This is a genomic window from Alphaproteobacteria bacterium (genome assembly GCA_037200005.1).
GTDB lineage: Bacteria > Pseudomonadota > Alphaproteobacteria > UBA9219 > RFNS01 > JBBCGY01.
The window spans coordinates 76850-91576 of record JBBCGY010000002.1; the positions used below are offsets into that span (position 1 = coordinate 76850).

General features: G+C 59.7%; 14 protein-coding genes and 1 tRNA gene. 10 read left to right on the forward strand and 5 right to left on the reverse strand.

The genetic code is table 11. The features are described 5' to 3' along the window. Window positions 1–16 precede the first annotated feature (16 nt). The 4 genes from WDO70_09980 (at window position 17) to WDO70_09995 (ending at window position 4145) form a co-directional block, all read left to right on the forward strand. A complete protein-coding gene (locus tag WDO70_09980) occupies window positions 17–1033 on the forward strand; it encodes an RluA family pseudouridine synthase (protein MEJ0063498.1) in 1017 nt (338 codons plus the stop codon). Further along, on the forward strand, window positions 1005–2960 hold the full coding sequence (locus WDO70_09985) for an AsmA family protein (protein ID MEJ0063499.1): 1956 nt from the start codon (window positions 1005–1007) through the stop codon (window positions 2958–2960). Before WDO70_09980 ends, WDO70_09985 begins: the two co-directional genes overlap by 29 nt. 1 nt (window position 2961) lies before the next feature. Continuing rightward, a complete protein-coding gene (locus tag WDO70_09990; GenBank protein MEJ0063500.1) occupies window positions 2962–3654 on the forward strand; it encodes an ATP12 family protein in 693 nt (230 codons plus the stop codon). Between the two features lie 269 nt (window positions 3655–3923). Then, window positions 3924–4145 carry a hypothetical protein gene (locus tag WDO70_09995; protein MEJ0063501.1) on the forward strand — a complete coding sequence of 74 codons (222 nt, stop codon included), beginning with the start codon at window positions 3924–3926 and terminating at the stop codon, window positions 4143–4145. A 30-nt stretch (window positions 4146–4175) separates the two neighbouring features. Here the strand turns inward: WDO70_09995 and WDO70_10000 are convergent, their stop codons facing one another. Genes WDO70_10000 through WDO70_10010 form a run of 3 tightly spaced genes read right to left on the reverse strand, consistent with a single transcriptional unit; the run spans window position 4176 to window position 8066 of the window. Next, a complete protein-coding gene (locus tag WDO70_10000) occupies window positions 4176–4943 on the reverse strand; it encodes a VacJ family lipoprotein (GenBank protein ID MEJ0063502.1) in 768 nt (255 codons plus the stop codon). Window positions 4944–4991: 48 nt separating this feature from the next. Beyond that, entirely contained in the window at window positions 4992–7565 is a 2574-nt protein-coding gene (locus tag WDO70_10005; protein ID MEJ0063503.1) for an MMPL family transporter, read from the reverse strand. A gap of 6 nt (window positions 7566–7571) precedes the next feature. After that, window positions 7572–8066 (reverse strand): Lrp/AsnC family transcriptional regulator, encoded by a 495-nt coding sequence (locus tag WDO70_10010; GenBank protein MEJ0063504.1) that lies wholly within the window; start codon window positions 8064–8066, stop codon window positions 7572–7574. A 23-nt stretch (window positions 8067–8089) separates the two neighbouring features. On the opposite strand from WDO70_10010, the gene WDO70_10015 reads away from it, so the two are divergent. From WDO70_10015 to WDO70_10040, 6 genes are read left to right on the forward strand one after another with little or no spacing between them, the layout of a single operon-like run. Then, a complete protein-coding gene (locus tag WDO70_10015; GenBank protein ID MEJ0063505.1) occupies window positions 8090–9103 on the forward strand; it encodes a mitochondrial fission ELM1 family protein in 1014 nt (337 codons plus the stop codon). Next, complete coding sequence (locus WDO70_10020; protein MEJ0063506.1) at window positions 9100–9741, forward strand: 2OG-Fe(II) oxygenase; 642 nt, start codon at window positions 9100–9102, stop codon at window positions 9739–9741. The genes WDO70_10015 and WDO70_10020 overlap by 4 nt, the downstream gene beginning before the upstream one ends. After that, window positions 9731–11641: a hypothetical protein gene (locus WDO70_10025; GenBank protein ID MEJ0063507.1), complete on the forward strand. Its 1911-nt coding sequence runs from the start codon at window positions 9731–9733 to the stop codon at window positions 11639–11641. Before WDO70_10020 ends, WDO70_10025 begins: the two co-directional genes overlap by 11 nt. 6 nt (window positions 11642–11647) lie before the next feature. Then, entirely contained in the window at window positions 11648–12331 is a 684-nt protein-coding gene (gene can / locus WDO70_10030; protein MEJ0063508.1) for a carbonate dehydratase, read from the forward strand. After that, a complete protein-coding gene (gene trxB, locus WDO70_10035; GenBank protein ID MEJ0063509.1) occupies window positions 12331–13278 on the forward strand; it encodes a thioredoxin-disulfide reductase in 948 nt (315 codons plus the stop codon). Before can ends, trxB begins: the two co-directional genes overlap by 1 nt. After that, complete coding sequence (locus tag WDO70_10040) at window positions 13275–13874, forward strand: PH domain-containing protein (GenBank protein MEJ0063510.1); 600 nt, start codon at window positions 13275–13277, stop codon at window positions 13872–13874. Before trxB ends, WDO70_10040 begins: the two co-directional genes overlap by 4 nt. Here the strand turns inward: WDO70_10040 and WDO70_10045 are convergent. Continuing rightward, on the reverse strand, window positions 13871–14437 hold the full coding sequence (locus WDO70_10045; GenBank protein MEJ0063511.1) for a hypothetical protein: 567 nt from the start codon (window positions 14435–14437) through the stop codon (window positions 13871–13873). The two genes, WDO70_10040 and WDO70_10045, sit on opposite strands and share 4 nt — an antisense overlap. Before the next feature lie 111 nt (window positions 14438–14548). After that, a tRNA-Met gene (locus WDO70_10050) sits at window positions 14549–14625 on the reverse strand. Window positions 14626–14727 lie beyond the last annotated feature (102 nt).

The window sequence follows — 14727 nt, forward strand, 5'->3', positions numbered from 1 at the left end:
AACCGTGTAGGACAATATGGCCGAACAAATAGAAATCACCCCCGATGAAGCCGAAATCCGGCTCGACCGCTGGTTTAAGCGGCATTATCCCCATGCGACGCACGGGCAGGTGGAAAAGCTGCTCCGTACCGGCCAGGTGCGGGTGGACGGCAAGCGCGCCAAGGCCAATGCCAGGCTTGCGCCCGGGCAGAAAATCCGCGTGCCTCCCATGCTGGCCGGGGGAGAGGACAAAGCCGCCTCCGCCGCCCGCACCGACGCCTCGACGCTGAAGCAGTTAAAACAATGGGTGCTGTTCGAGGATGCCGACGTTTTGATCCTCAATAAGCCGCCCGGCCTCGCGGTGCAGGGCGGAACCGGCCAGAAGCGCCATCTGGACGCGATGCTCGATGCCTGGCGGGACAAGGACGGCAATCGTCCGAAGCTGGTGCATCGGCTCGACCGCGATACCAGCGGCATCCTGGTGCTGGGGAAAACCGCCTTTGCCGCGGCGAAGCTGGCGGCGTCTTTTCGCGCGCGCGATACCAGGAAGATATACTGGGCCGTTACCATCGGAACGCCGCGCCCGATCAAGGGGCGGATCGACCTCGCGCTTAAAAAGCAGGGCGAGAAAATGATTTCCGCCGAGGATGGCGATGCGGAAGCAAAAGACGCAGCGACTCTTTATGCGATTATCGATCATGCAGGCAAGCAGGCGGCGCTGGTGGCGCTCTGGCCGCTGACCGGACGGACGCATCAGCTTCGCGTGCATATGCAGGCCATAGGCACGCCGATCCTCGGCGATCCGGTTTATCTCCCGGCGGAGCGCACGGACGGCTCGGCGGCGATGAACCTGCCCGAGGGCGAATTATACGACGGATTGCATTTGCATGCCCGCCGCCTCATGATGCCGCATCCGCGCGGCGGCATGATCGACGCGATCGCGCCCGTGCCGCCCGTGATGAAAAAATCTTTCCGCTGGTTCAACTTTACCGGCGATTATCCAGACCCGTTCGACGGAGACGATCATGGCCCCCCCAAGCGCAAAGAAAAGTAAACTCAAGCTCATACTGGCTATCATCGGCGTTCTTATCGCCGTGCCAGTCATCGGTATCGGCGTGGTGGTGGCGACCGTCAATCCCGACGACTACCGCGGCCAGATCGCGCAGATTCTGTCCGATAACATGGGACGCAAGGTAAGCCTTAACGGCAAAATGAGCTTCGGGATTCTGGGCGGCCTGACGCTCGAGATCAACGACGCCGCCATCGCCAATCCGTCATGGGCAAGCCGCGACATGATGGCGAAAGTCGGCAAGCTCGAACTGGCGGTGGCCCTGATGCCGCTGCTGCATAAACAGCTGGATGTGCAAAAGATCGTCCTCAATGACGCCGATATCCTGCTCGAAACCAATAGCGCGAACAAAGGCAACTGGGAATTCGACGTAGCCTCTCCGCAAAAGAAAGAGGCCGCCGAGCAGAAGGCGGCCGCCCAGGGCGCGCCTATCGAATTGAACGTGCGTGAAGTCAAGCTGAACAATGTTCGCGCCGGGATGAAGGGCAAAGGCGACGTTCTTATCGATAAGCTGAGCCTGCAGGCCGCGGGCAAGACCGATCTTAAATTGAACGGTAACTTCAATACGCTGCCGTTCGACGTGAAGCTTGAAGCCGGGCAATGGCAGGATTTCATGGCGGGCAAGAACTGGCCATTTACCGCCGAAGCGAGCTTCGCGGGCAATGATCTTTCCGGTTCCGGCATGGCGGAAAAGAAGGGGAAGGTTATCGACTTGGCCAGTTTCAAGCTGGCGAGCGCGATGGGCAGCAACGTGACCGGCAAATTGAATATCGATATGACGGGCAGCAAGCCGCGCATCACCGGCGACGTGAATATCGACAAGATCAAGCCGCCCGCCCCAGGTGGTGGCAGCGCGGCAGGCATAGGCCAGCCCGCGCCCGGTTCTCCCGGCGACGGCCGCTTGTTCAGCGCCGCGCCTTTCGATCTGTCGGCGCTTAAATCGGCCAATGCGGATGTGCGTGTCAACATCATCGCGATCGAGACCGACAAAATTACGCTAAGTCCCGTTCAGACCCATGTGAGTTTGCGCGAAGGCCGGCTACAGCTCGATCCGCTCACGGCAGGCTTTGGCGGGAATGAAATCAAAGGGCGCGTGGTTCTCGACGCGGGGCAAAGTCCGGCGGCGCTGGCGCTGACCATGAATGGCAAGCAGCTCGATCTTGCGGATATCCAGCACAAGATGAACATGGATTTCATCCCGCTCGGCAAAACCGATCTGGATATCGATGTGACCAGCCGGGGCGACAGCCCGCGTGCGCTGGCGGCCGGTCTGGACGGCAAGATCAATCTGGAGGTCGGCGAGGCCGCTCAGGCCGGAAAGATGAAGCAGGGAGCGGGCGATTTGCTCATGATGCTCTCGCCGCAGACCGGCGCGCTCGCCAACGCCAAGCTCGCTTGCGCGGCGGCACGGTTCACGGCGCAGAATGGCGTCGTGACCAGCAACGGCATTCTGCTCGAAAGCAATGTCGCCACCGTGGCCGGAACCGGCTCCGCCGATCTGCGCCAGGAAAGCCTGAATTTTTTCTTCAAGCCGGTGCCGAAGGACGCTTCGGTGGCGCAGCTGATGTCGCCGCTGCATGTCGGCGGGACGCTTGCCGCGCCGGTTTTCAGGCTTGATACCGCTTCCGCCGCCGCCAATCTCGCGGGCACGTTCCTGGGCGCGAATATTCCGGGCGTCGCGGGGAACGATGTCCGCGTACCCATCGTGAAAGCGAGCGCGGGCGGCAATCCGTGCGTCGAGGCGCTGAATAATCCGACTTATCCGGCGGCCGGCGCGCAGACCGGCGTCGCCTCTCCGGCGATCGAGAAGGGCCGCGAGTATGTCAAAGAGCACGCCAAGGGCGTGGACGAAAAGATCGGCAAGCTCCTCGGCGGCGACAAGTCGCCGCTGAAGGGATTGTTCGGGCGGTAACGTGCGCCGTTTCTGGAAAATAGCTTCCGTCATCCCGCTGCCGGAAGGGTACGGCATCGCACTGGACGGCAAGGTGCTGAAAACGCCTATCGGGCATGATTATTTGTGTCCAACCGAGACATTGGCGCAGGCGATTGCCGGGGAATGGAACGCGGTTGCCGGAAAGATCGTCCCGCGATCCATGCCCATGACGCAATTCGCCGCCACCAGCCTGGATATCACGGCGGCGCAAAGACCCGTGATCATCGATCAAGTCGCCGCCTATGCGGAAACCGACATGCTGTGTTATCGCGCCGTGGAGCCGCCCGCGCTCGTCGAACGGCAGCATGAAATCTGGCAGCCCTATCTCGATTGGGCGGCCGTTCAATTCGGCGCTTCCCTCAAGACCGCGACCGGCATCGGCCATGTGCCGCAGGATACGTCTGCCGTGGGCGCATTACGGCAAGCTATCGAAGCTCTCGACGATTTCCGCCTGACGGCTTTGCAGAATGCGGCCAGCGCGACCGGCTCGCTTATCCTGGGCTTCGCGCTCACGCAGCATTGGCGCGGCGTGGAGGATATTTTTGCCGCCGCCGAACTCGATGCCGATTATCAGGCGGAAAAATGGGGCGGCGACGATGAAACCCGCGCGCGGCAGGAGGCCGTTAAGGCCGAATTATCCGCGATAGCGCGGTTTGCGGGGCTGATTGAGTAATTGCCATCCTCGCGGCCATTGATTACATTCCATGCAGGACGGCGAAAGCTGTTTTAGAACGGCAAACCCGTTCGGGGGCTTTGAAACCCTCACTAGCGAGCTACTTGTGCATCAGCTCGTAAATCCGATGTGCCTCTCGACCATCCGGTCGGGGTGGCGGCGGAATATAATAGCGCGAGCGAATACGCTGCGCCGTTCTAGTGCGGTTTCAAACACCCCGATCACCAGGGAATCTTCCCTGGTGATCGTTTTGTTTCAGGGGGTAAACCGTGGCGGACGACCGGAAAAACAAAGACAGGAACCAATTGCTGGCCGAGGCTCTGCGGGAAACGGTTGACGGTCCGGCGGTCATTGCGCGCGAATTACGCCTGATGGCGGCGGCAAAGGACGATATCTATAAGCGTTTCCGGACGGCATCGCCCTGGATCAAGAATGTCTGGCACGCGGCGGCGGATATGCTGGAAGAATGCGGCCGTCGCCATGGACGATAGATCTGCCGGGAATGACGGCTTTGACGACTATTACTCTTCATACGCCGCGGAAGTCGGCAGCGTCGAAATCACGCCAAGCCGCTTGTTCCGGTATTGCAGATAGACGCTGCGCATCTGGGCGTAGAAGTCGATCGAGCCTTTTTTCAGCTCGTCGATATCGTCGATATGGCGCTCGCGCTTGACGAGGGCGCCGACGCCGGTGCTGACGTAATCATAGGCGTTCGACGTCGATGCCGGGCCGATGCCCGCGATGTAACCCCAGGGCGTCATGGCCATGTCCACGCCCATGCCGATGCCGTCGCGCACGGTCGAGGGGCCGAAGAGCGGCAGAACGAGATACGGTCCCTGTCCCACGCCCCAGGTATGAAGCGTCTGGCCGAAATCGGCGGAAGTCGATTTCCAGCCGATTTCCTTGCCCGCGATGTCCCACATGCCGCCGACTCCGGCCGTGGAATTGACGACCAGGCGGCCCAAGGTGATTCCAGCGTCCGTCGCGCGGCCCTGCATCAGGCTGTTGGCGAACACGACCGGCTCGCCCATATTGTCGATAATGCCGCCGACCCGGTCACGGACGAATTCGGGAACGAAGAAGCGGTACATCTCGGCCAGCGGGCGGAACAGCAGGCGGTCGAAGAAATCATTGACGTCGAATACGACGCGGTTGACCGGCTCAAACGGATCATGGCTTGCATCGGATACGAATTCGTCGCGGCTGTCGCTTTTCGCCGGATCGCTGGCGCAACCGGTTATGCCGAAGCCGAGGCATAGGACGAGAACGGTAACCCGAAGGAGATTCATGGAGCGCATGTGTGCCGTCGCGAAAAAAATCGAAAAGCAGAAGGGATATTACACGATATTTGGTTTAACCCGTCTTAACAGCGCAGGCAATAAGAAACATGTGCAGAATAAAGCGTAGAGCAGGGCAATTGTTAAAATTATTCCCATACTTGCGGTCCCTTTATGGGCCGATAGCGCCAGGGAGCCGAAGGCCACCAGCGTGGTCGAGGCGCTGAAAACGACCGCCCGCGCCATGCTCGATTGCAGGAAATCATCGCCTCCGGCGCGCCAGTACGTGACGAAATAAATCGCGAAGGAGACGCCCAGGCCGAGCAGCAGCGGCAGCCCGATGATATTGGCGAAATTAATCGGAATATGCGCTAAAACGCTGGTCGCCAGCGTAAGGAGCGCGGCGAGCACGAGCGGCATCAATACCGCCAGCGCGTCGAAAATCCGGCGCAGGCTGACGAGCAATAATCCGGCGATGACGGCCATGGCAGTGAGGGCGGCGCTGACGAAAGCATGCACGACGGTATTGCCCGATTCGGCTATCGAAATCGTCGTGCCGCCCGCGCCGGGGAACACAGTTTTGATCGCGTGATTAAAACGCAACAGATTTTCAGGATCGCGCGGATTGTCCTTCGGATAGATTTCAATTCGGGTTTTTCCGTCCGGCGCGACCCAGTCTTCGAGCAGTTCCGGGGGGAGATTCGCACTCGTCACGGCTTGCGCGGCGAGCAAATCGCGAATCATGACGAGCTGCGGGCTTAATCCGGACAGCAGGGCGTCCTGAAGGGCGAACAGTTGGTTCGCGTCATTTTGCATCGGCTGCAGGATGTCGGCGAGTTCCCCGGCCACGGGAAGCTGCTCCCGGACGCTGCCCAGCATGCCCGCGAATTGCGCCGTCGCCTGCACCAGATCGTCCGCGCGCGGCGGCGGCGCGAAATCGATCGGGGTCAGCGTTGCCGTGAGAATCATCTGCGTGTCCCGCAGCATTTGCAGTTTCGGTTCCTGGTCTTCCGGAACGAAACTGTTCGCGGTCATTACGCGCGCCACTTCGGGCAAAGCACGCAGCCGGGCGGCGATTTCTTCGGCCTGTGCCTGCTCTGGAGCCAGGATTTGCGCGGTGTAAGGGGTGCTTTCGAGGTTCTTGGCAAGATCGAACAGCGTAGCGACCGATTCGGTCTTGGGGTCTTTCAGATTCAGCGGGTCGAAATCGAACCGCAATTGCGTCGTGACGCCGATGCAGGCGACCGCGATACCGGAAGCGGCCACGATGACCGCGATCCTGTGGCGCTGCAGGAAACCGTTCAAAGGCGCGGCCCAGCGGAAGCCGACGGATTCCTGCTCCGCAGGCGGCTTGAAGATCGCGATCAGCGCGGGCAGCAGCGTGATATTGCATAGCAGCGCGATAATCATGCCCGCGCCCGCGATCAGGCCGAGTTCGGCCACGCCCGCGTAATCGGTCGGGGTAAAAGCCAGAAATCCGGCAGCGGTGCTGGCGGCGGCAAGCGCCAACGGCAGGGCGATCACCCGCGCGGTGGCGGAAAGGGCTTCGGACAATTCAGGATGATGGAAATGCTGGTCGCGGAACCGGACGCCGAACTGAATGCCGAAATCTACTGCGATGCCGATGAACATCACGGCGAAGGCGACCGAAATCAAATTGAGCGAGCCGATGGCTGCGATCCCGAACGCCGTCGTCGCCACCAGTCCCGCGCCGAGCGTCAGCAGGATCGGCACGACGATGCGCAGCGATTTCAGCGCCAAGATCAGCAGCGTGCCGACCAGTATCAGCGATCCGAGGGCGGCTATTCCCATGCCGTCGGCGATGCTGGAAAATTCTTCGTCATTGAGTGCCACCGAACCGGTGAGCCGCACTTGCAGTCCCGGTTGCCGGTCGAATCCGGATTCTTTGGCCATCATCCGCACCGCGCTGGTCGCTGCTGCGCCGGGCGACAAAGCCGCGTAGTCGAGAACGGGCTGCGCCATGATAAAGCGGCGCAGACCATGCGGATCGGGCGCAGCGCCACCGCTTAGAAAGCTTTGCCAGTCCAGCTTGACGGGCTGTCCGTTTTTGACGGACGCGGCGGAGGCGGCGATTTTTTCCAGTACCGGGACGAACTGCTCCGGCTTGGCGGCGCCTTGCTTGAAGCCCATCAGCATCATGTTGAGCGCGCGGAACAGCCCGCGCAGGCTTTGATCCGCCGCCAGCGCGCCCAGCATCGGCTGCGCCCGCATCAGGCTGTCGATGGTATCGGCCAGCTTCGCTTGATCCAGATACAGCAGGCCGTTCTGCCTGAAGAAGGGCAGGACGTCCGGACGGCGCACGGTCTTGAACAGGTCCTTGCGCTCGCTCATGCGCGCGGCCAGCGTCGCGGCGGCGATTTCAGTCTGCGCCGCGTCCTGCCCGTCGATCACGACGACCAGCAGATCATTGCGCGCCGGAAAGGATTTCTCGATTTCCTTTTCCTGTTGCCGCCACTCGAGGTTTTCGGAAAGCAGCGTATTCACGTCGGTATTCATGCGGAAATGCGCCGTCGCGTACCAGCCGCAGAAACCGGTCAGCAGAACGAACAGCAGCGCGACCGCCCAGGCGTAGCGGCGGCAGAGATCGACGAGAGTGGCGATGGGAAAAATCATATGAATTTACTTGCCACTCTTCCCATGCCCTTCGCTCAGCGGTATGCCCGGCGCGTTTTTGATGTTCTTGACGACCAGTGTCGAGCGGATTTTGGTCACGCGCGGCGCGGCCATGATCTGCGTGGTCAGGAATTTCTGATAGGATTCCCAGCTTTCGGCGACGACTTTCAGCAAAACATCGGCGTCGCCGGTGGTCAGATAGCTTTCGCGCACCATCGGCCAGGTTTGCAGCAGCCGCGCGAATTCGGCTAAATCGGATTCGTTGTGGCTATTGAGGTTAACCTCGGTGAAAATCGTCACGCCATAGCCCAGCTTGTCCGCCGCAAGCTCGGCGTGATATCTCTTAATGAAACCAGCCTCTTCGAGCGCCTTGACGCGGCGCAGACAGGGCGGTGCCGAGATACCGGCTTTCTTGGCCAGTTCGACATTTGTCATGCGCCCGTTTTCCTGTAAGTTGTTCAGGATGCGCATGTCGATGCGGTCAAGTTTGATGTGCTTCATAACTTACACTGGGAACCTTGTTTATGATGCCTGAAGAAGGAAAGACAACTACGCCATCCGGACTGCCCGCGCAACTTTCTTGCTGGGTCGTTACCGATGGCAAAGTCGGCATGGAAAATCAATGCCTCGGTCTGGTCGAAGCGATAGGGCTGAAACCCATCGTCAAGCGCATACGCTTGCGCAGCCCATGGCGGCAATTGTCACCCTATCTTCGCCTGGGCAAGCGTTATGCCTTCAGCAGCAAAGGCGATCCCATCGCGCCGCCCTGGCCGGATTTGCTGGTGACGACCGGACGTCTTAGCGTTCCGGCGGCGCTTCGGGTGCGCAACGCCAGCAAGCGGCATACGCTGTGCGTCCATATCCAGGACCCGGTGATCGATTCGCGGCGCTTCGATCTGGTCATCATTCCGCGCCATGACGGCACGACCGGCCCGAACGTCATGACGACGCGCGGCTCGCTGCATCGCGTTTCCGCTTCCATGCTGGCGGCGGAAGGCGAGAAATTCCGCGCCCAGTTCGCGCATCTGCCGCGCCCCTGGGTCGCGGTGCTGATCGGCGGCGCGAACGCGGTCTATCAGTTTTCGCCGCGCGAGATGATTCCGCTGTCGGTGCAGCTTGCCGATCTCGCCAAGAATATGCCCGCTAGCCTCATGGTTACGCCTTCGCGCCGTACCGGAGAAGCCAACATGGCCGTGCTGCAAGCCGCGCTGCATGACGTGCCCAATTTCGTCTGGGACGGCACGGGGCCCAATCCTTATTATGGCATGCTGGCGCTGGCGGATTACGTCATCGTGACCTGCGATTCCGTGAATATGGTGTCCGAAGCCTGTTCGACCGGCAAGCCGGTCTATGTCATCGATCTGCCGGGAGGATCGGAGAAGTTCAACCGCTTTCACCAGGCGATTCGCGATGACGGCCTGGCGCGGCCCTTCAAGGGAGTGCTGGAGCCGTTTTCCTACCAGCCGCTCAATGATATGGAACTCGTGGCGGCGCGGGTGAGGCAGATGCTCCAGGAGAGAGTGGCGGCAGCGGCATGACGGCGGATATGTTGAATTTGCAGTCTTTGGCGGCGCTGGAGCCGGTTCGCGAGCCTTTTCCACATCTCATCTTGCCCGGATTCGTGCGCCGCGAGGCGCTTGACGCTATCGAGGCGGATTTTCCTGTCATTGAGCAACCAGGAAGTTTTCCTTTACCTACATTGAGTTATGGAAAAAACTTCAAGCAGTTTATGAACGAAATCCAGGGGCCGGACATGACCCGGCTCATCAGCGAGAAATTCGGTGTCGATTTATCCGATCTTCCGACGATGGTCACCGTGCGCGGCCAATGCCGTGCGACCGACGGCCAGATTCACATCGACAGCAAGACCAAGCTGATTACCGTGCTGATCTATATGAATGGCAAATGGGAACAGCCCGGCGGCCGCCTGCGGCTGCTGCGCTCGCCGGATAATCTTGACGACGCCTTCGCCGAGGTGCCGCCCGACCAGGGCACGATGCTGGTGTTCAAAAACCAGCCGAATGCCTGGCATGGCCATGAATCCTTCACTGGACAAAGGCGGGCGATTCAACTCAACTGGGTAACGGATTCCGGTGTCGTCTTCCGCGAGCAATTCCGGCATCGCATCAGCGCGTTTTTCAAGCAGCTTAATAAAGGCCATTCTTATGCCCCTTAAAATTGATACGTTCAGCAACCAGTCCGGCGGCAATGCCTTTTACAAGGCCGTGGGGCATCCGCTGGCCGCCGCGAAAGCCGACAGCCTCGTCGCGCATCTGGAGAAGAACGGCCCGGTCGCCATTTACGATCCAAGCAACCAGCTGGCCGGATTCGCCGAGTTTTATCCGTTGAACAAAATCGAGATCGCCGGGCTGTTCGTCCAGGATGTCGATCAGATCGGCAAGCCGTTTCTGAATCATACCGCGCAGCCCGTGACAGCCATATCGTCATGTCGCTGCCGGACGATTTTGGTCGCCAGCTTCGATTCGGTGAAGATCGTGGATCAGGCGCGCCATTTGTTTCCCGCCAATACGCCCTGGCACAGCTTCGATGGCTTGCGTTTGCCCGAAGCCATGCTGACCGACAAGCAGCGTTATCTCTCGACGCTGAACTTCGCCACCAATCTGGCGTTTTTCCGCGACGGCGGCGGGCATCATACCCGCATCGTCACCGCGAATTACTGGGCAACCTATGGCGGCAGGGACGTGACCATGTGGTGCAACCTGTTCGACGCCGACGGCAAGATCATCGCCGAATGGACCGAGAAGCTGCCGGGTGCGAATGCGGTCGTCATCATCGATAGCGCCGAAGTGCGCGCGCGCTTTAGTCTGCCGGAATTCACCGGCCAGCTTTTCATGCATGTGATCGGCGCCGCCGGACATGACGTCGTCAAATACGCGCTCGACACTTATGGCGATGACGATAAGGTTTTGTCCTGCACCCACGACGCCAATTCATGGCCTTCCGATCTTTATGCCGGTCTGCCCGCGCCCGCCGCCGACGAAGATGTCGTGCTGTGGGTGCAGAACAGCCATCCCAGCCCCATTCCGGCGGGAGAGATCGGCTTCAACCTGATGGGGGATGCCGAAACCGCCTGGCTGCAAAAGCCGCTCGCGCCGTTTGCGACGTACCGGCTGAGCGTTTCGGAATTGCTGCCCAATGCGCGCTGGCCGCAGCAGGTGGAGATTCAGGCGGGCAAGCATTTCGTCCGTCCGCGCTACGAGATATTCCAGAAAGACGGGCGGTCGCGCATCTCGCATCCGAATGTGGAGCGCAGCGATCTGAAGCCGGATAAAAGGCTCGCCGAGCTCGGCGACATTCTCGGCAAGATTCACATTCTTCCCGCGCCGGTTCTGCCGCTCGACCGGTATGACAGCCTGGCGCTGCCTACGCCCATGTCCACGGCGCAGACTCATATGCCGCTGCAGGCGATCATCTATGACTCCACGGGGCAGGAGGCGGCGCGTCACAAATTCGGCAATCTGCCGCGCAAGCACCAGTCGCTGCTGGAAGTCGGCCAGCTGCTCGGCGGCAAGAAGCTGGCGGGGGGCTACGGCCATATCGAGCTGACCTATGATTTTGACGCCGGAGACGATGTCGATGGCTGGATGCATGCGCTGTTCCGCTACCGCGACCGCAAGACCGGCCATGCGGCGGAAACCAGCTTCGGCTCCCATGTCTTCAACACCATCATGACCTATAAGAACGAGCCGCAATCCTATGCCGGAAAAGCTCCCGGTTTGAGCACACGGCTGTTCCTGCGCTGCGGCCCCGAGCCGCTCGATACTTTATGCCACCTGATTTACCCTGCGTCGGCGTCGTGGCATAGCGTGTCGGATACGGCCTTAGTCCTGACGCGCCGCGACGGCACGGAAATCGCCAAGCGCGCCGTGCGCATTCCCTGCCACGGCTCGCTGTTCTGGAAGGTCAGCGAAATGTTCACCCCGGACGAGCGGCAGGCGGCGGGCGATCATGGCTATGTCGTCGTTCGCGACACCACTTGCCGCCTGTTCGGTTATCATGGCCTTATCGCCAAAGACGACGCGGCGTTCAGCCTCGATCACATGTTCGGGTTTTAGGCCTGCATGAAAAGCTTGGCCCAACTTTTTGCTAAAAATCGCGAATGGTCGGAGCAGCTTCGCAGCCAGGACCCCGGCTATTTCTCGCGTTTGGCAGATGGGCAAGCGCCTGAATATCTATGGATAGGCTGCTCCGATAGCCGCGTGCCGGCCAATCAGATCATTGGCTTGCCGCCGGGCGACATATTCGTGCACCGGAACATCGCCAATGTCGTTTCGCACGGCGATCTTAATTGCTTGTCGGTTATCCAGTTCGCCGTCGAAGTTCTAAAGGTCAAGCATCTCATCGTTTGCGGCCATTACGACTGCGGCGGCATCAAAGCCGTGCAGCAGGGAGTAAGCCTCGGTTTGACCGATAACTGGCTTGAGCATGTCCATGACGTGCAATGCTTTCATTCGAAGGCTCTTGCCAAGCTGCCGCCCGAGAGCCAATTGCCGATGCTCTGCGAATTGAACGTCATCGAGCAGCTTCACCACGCCGCGCAGACCAGTATCGTTCAGCAGGCCTGGAAGCGAGGGCAGGAGCTGTATCTGCATGGATGGATATACGGCGTCGAAGACGGCTTGCTGCGCGATCTGAAAGTCGGCGCGTCGTCGGCTGCGGAGTTTCAAGGGGCATACGAAGCCGTGGTGGAATCCCTGATCTCCGGCCGCCAAAATACCTTGTCTGTCACTCTTAGAGATCATTGATGTCAGTCACTCATAAAACCAAGACCCTCATCATCGGCGCCGGGCCCGCGGGCTATACGGCGGCGATCTATGCGGCGCGGGCTAATCTGAAGCCGATCATGGTGCAGGGGATGCAGCCGGGCGGGCAGCTCACGATCACCACCGATGTCGAAAATTATCCCGGCTTTGCCGATATCATCCAGGGGCCGTGGCTCATGGAGCAAATGGCGGCGCAGGCGGAAAAGGTCGGCACGCAGCTTATTTACGACGTTATTTCCGACGTGGATTTCACCCAGCGCCCCTATCGCTGCATCGCTGAATCCGGCGACATTTTTCTGGCCGAGACCGTCATCATCGCCACGGGCGCTCAGGCGCGCTGGCTGGGGCTGGAAAGCGAGAAGCTGTTCCAGGGTTTCGGCGTCTCCGGCTGCGCCACTTGCGACGGATTCTTCTTCAAGGGCAAGGAAGTCGCGGTCATCGGCGGCGGCAATACCGCTCTCGAAGAGGCCCTGTATCTCACGCATCACGCAAGCAAGGTCACGCTCGTTCACCGGCGCGATCAATTCCGGGGCGAGAAAATCCTGCACGACCGGGTCATGAGCCATCCCAAGATCGCGGTGGTCTGGAACAGCATCGTCGAGGAGGTCGTCGGCGATGCCGCGCCGGTGAAGATCGTGAAGGGCTTGAAATTGCGCGACACGCAGACCGATGCCGTAAGCGCGCTGGACGTCGAAGGCGTGTTTATCGCCATCGGCCATGATCCGGCGACAAAACTTTTTAAGGGTAAGCTGGATATGGACGAGTCGGGCTATCTACTGACCGCGCCCGATTCCACCGCCACGAATGTTCCCGGCGTATTCGCCGCCGGCGACGTGAAAGACAAGATATTCCGCCAGGCCGTCACCGCTGCCGGCATGGGATGCATGGCGGCATTGGAAGCCGAACGCTGGCTTACGGGTGCATCGTGAGCCCTGATCATAAAAAAAAGAGCGGCAAGCGAAAGAATAAAGGGTTTCACTATATCCGTTCTGTGCTGATGCCCGGCGAGAAAATTATCTTCGCCACGACGTTGCATTGGATCGTGTATTGGCGCGCGTTGTTCGTGACATTGGTTGGGCTGGCGTTCGCTTTCGGCTCGCATCAGATTATCGAATTCGTATTCGGCCCCATTACTGCCGCCGAATATGCCCAGCCCGCCCGATACCTCGTGATGGCTTTCGTGCTTTTGGGCTGCTTCCTGTTCGTCACGGCTTACATCAAGCATACGGAATCCGAATTGGCCGTGACCGATCAGCGCGTCGTGATGAAATTCGGCCTGGTTTCGCGCCAGACTTACGAGCTTTTTCTCGAGCAAATCGAGGGCGCGGCCATCGAACAGACTTCCGCGGGACGGATGTTTCATTACGGCTGCCTCTATGTCCGCGCCTATGGCAACGGTTTCGCGCCGGTTTTCGATATGGCCGATCCCGGAAAGTTTCAAAGCGCGCTGCTGAGCCAGCTTAGAAACCATCACGGCGAAGATAAGAATTTAAGCGCGAACAGCAGAACGCGCCCGCGGGCCTAGTCCGCAAATTTAACCCCGGCAAGGAATTCCCGGAACGCGGCTTTGTGCGATTGCGCGTTGGAATCCTGAGCATGGTAATTCAGGAAAAATTTATAGAGCCATTTGCCGTGCGGCACGTAGACATCCATCTGCGCGCTGTCGTCGCAAGTCTGCGGCCTTTCCTTGCACGCGGCGGCTTCCATTTCAAAATCCGCCAGCGCGCCTTTTTCTCCGGCGACTTTGACGGTTTGAATCTCGGCGGGCATGATCCTTAATTGCTCTCGGAGAAAATCCGCGACCGGCATGCCGGGCAATTTCTCGCGCACGACGGTTATTTCCGCTCCGGCGGGAGGCACGATGCCTCCATGGCTATAGCGATGATCGAAATTATCCAGCGAGAATCCGTTATCGCTCTTGTCCAATTCATTAAGCTTCCATGGCGCGGGAGGCAATTTCGCCGCCAGGCCGATGCTTTCCTTTTTCCAATGGCCATTGGCGGCGCCTATTCCCGTATGCTGACAGCCTGCCAAAAAGCATGACGCCGCGAGAATTGCGATTGCCGGGATTTGTCTTCGTTGTGTCATGCAATGCGGGTCCGTTGTCATCAAATGCGATCCATGCAGCCCTGCTTCGCCAAGAGGCTTTGCAGGGCACTCGCTTTTTCTAAGCTTGCTGCGCTCGCTAAGAAAAACCGGTGGTGGGCCCGGTAGGACTTGAACCTACGACAACACCGTTATGAGCGGTGCGTTCTAACCAACTGAACTACAGGCCCCCCGCCGAGAGGATTACTGCATCTTCCGTCATATGTCATCTGTCCTCTATTCCCCGGCCTTTTGGCATGCCCCTTGCAGCATCCTGGCTAGGAAGAGGATTG

Bases quoted from the DNA above. Each gene is read 5' to 3' on its own strand.
- WDO70_09980 (MEJ0063498.1), top strand. From the start codon at position 17: ATGGCCGAACAAATAGAAATCACCCCCGATGAAGCCGAAATCCGGCTC.
- WDO70_09985 (MEJ0063499.1), top strand. From the start codon at position 1,005: ATGGCCCCCCCAAGCGCAAAGAAAAGTAAACTCAAGCTCATACTGGCT.
- WDO70_10000 (MEJ0063502.1), bottom strand. From the start codon at position 4,943: ATGAATCTCCTTCGGGTTACCGTTCTCGTCCTATGCCTCGGCTTCGGC.
- WDO70_10005 (MEJ0063503.1), bottom strand. From the start codon at position 7,565: ATGATTTTTCCCATCGCCACTCTCGTCGATCTCTGCCGCCGCTACGCC.
- WDO70_10010 (MEJ0063504.1), bottom strand. From the start codon at position 8,066: ATGAAGCACATCAAACTTGACCGCATCGACATGCGCATCCTGAACAAC.
- WDO70_10015 (MEJ0063505.1), top strand. From the start codon at position 8,090: ATGATGCCTGAAGAAGGAAAGACAACTACGCCATCCGGACTGCCCGCG.
- WDO70_10020 (MEJ0063506.1), top strand. From the start codon at position 9,100: ATGACGGCGGATATGTTGAATTTGCAGTCTTTGGCGGCGCTGGAGCCG.
- WDO70_10025 (MEJ0063507.1), top strand. From the start codon at position 9,731: ATGCCCCTTAAAATTGATACGTTCAGCAACCAGTCCGGCGGCAATGCC.
- can (MEJ0063508.1), top strand. From the start codon at position 11,648: ATGAAAAGCTTGGCCCAACTTTTTGCTAAAAATCGCGAATGGTCGGAG.
- trxB (MEJ0063509.1), top strand. From the start codon at position 12,331: ATGTCAGTCACTCATAAAACCAAGACCCTCATCATCGGCGCCGGGCCC.
- WDO70_10045 (MEJ0063511.1), bottom strand. From the start codon at position 14,437: ATGACACAACGAAGACAAATCCCGGCAATCGCAATTCTCGCGGCGTCA.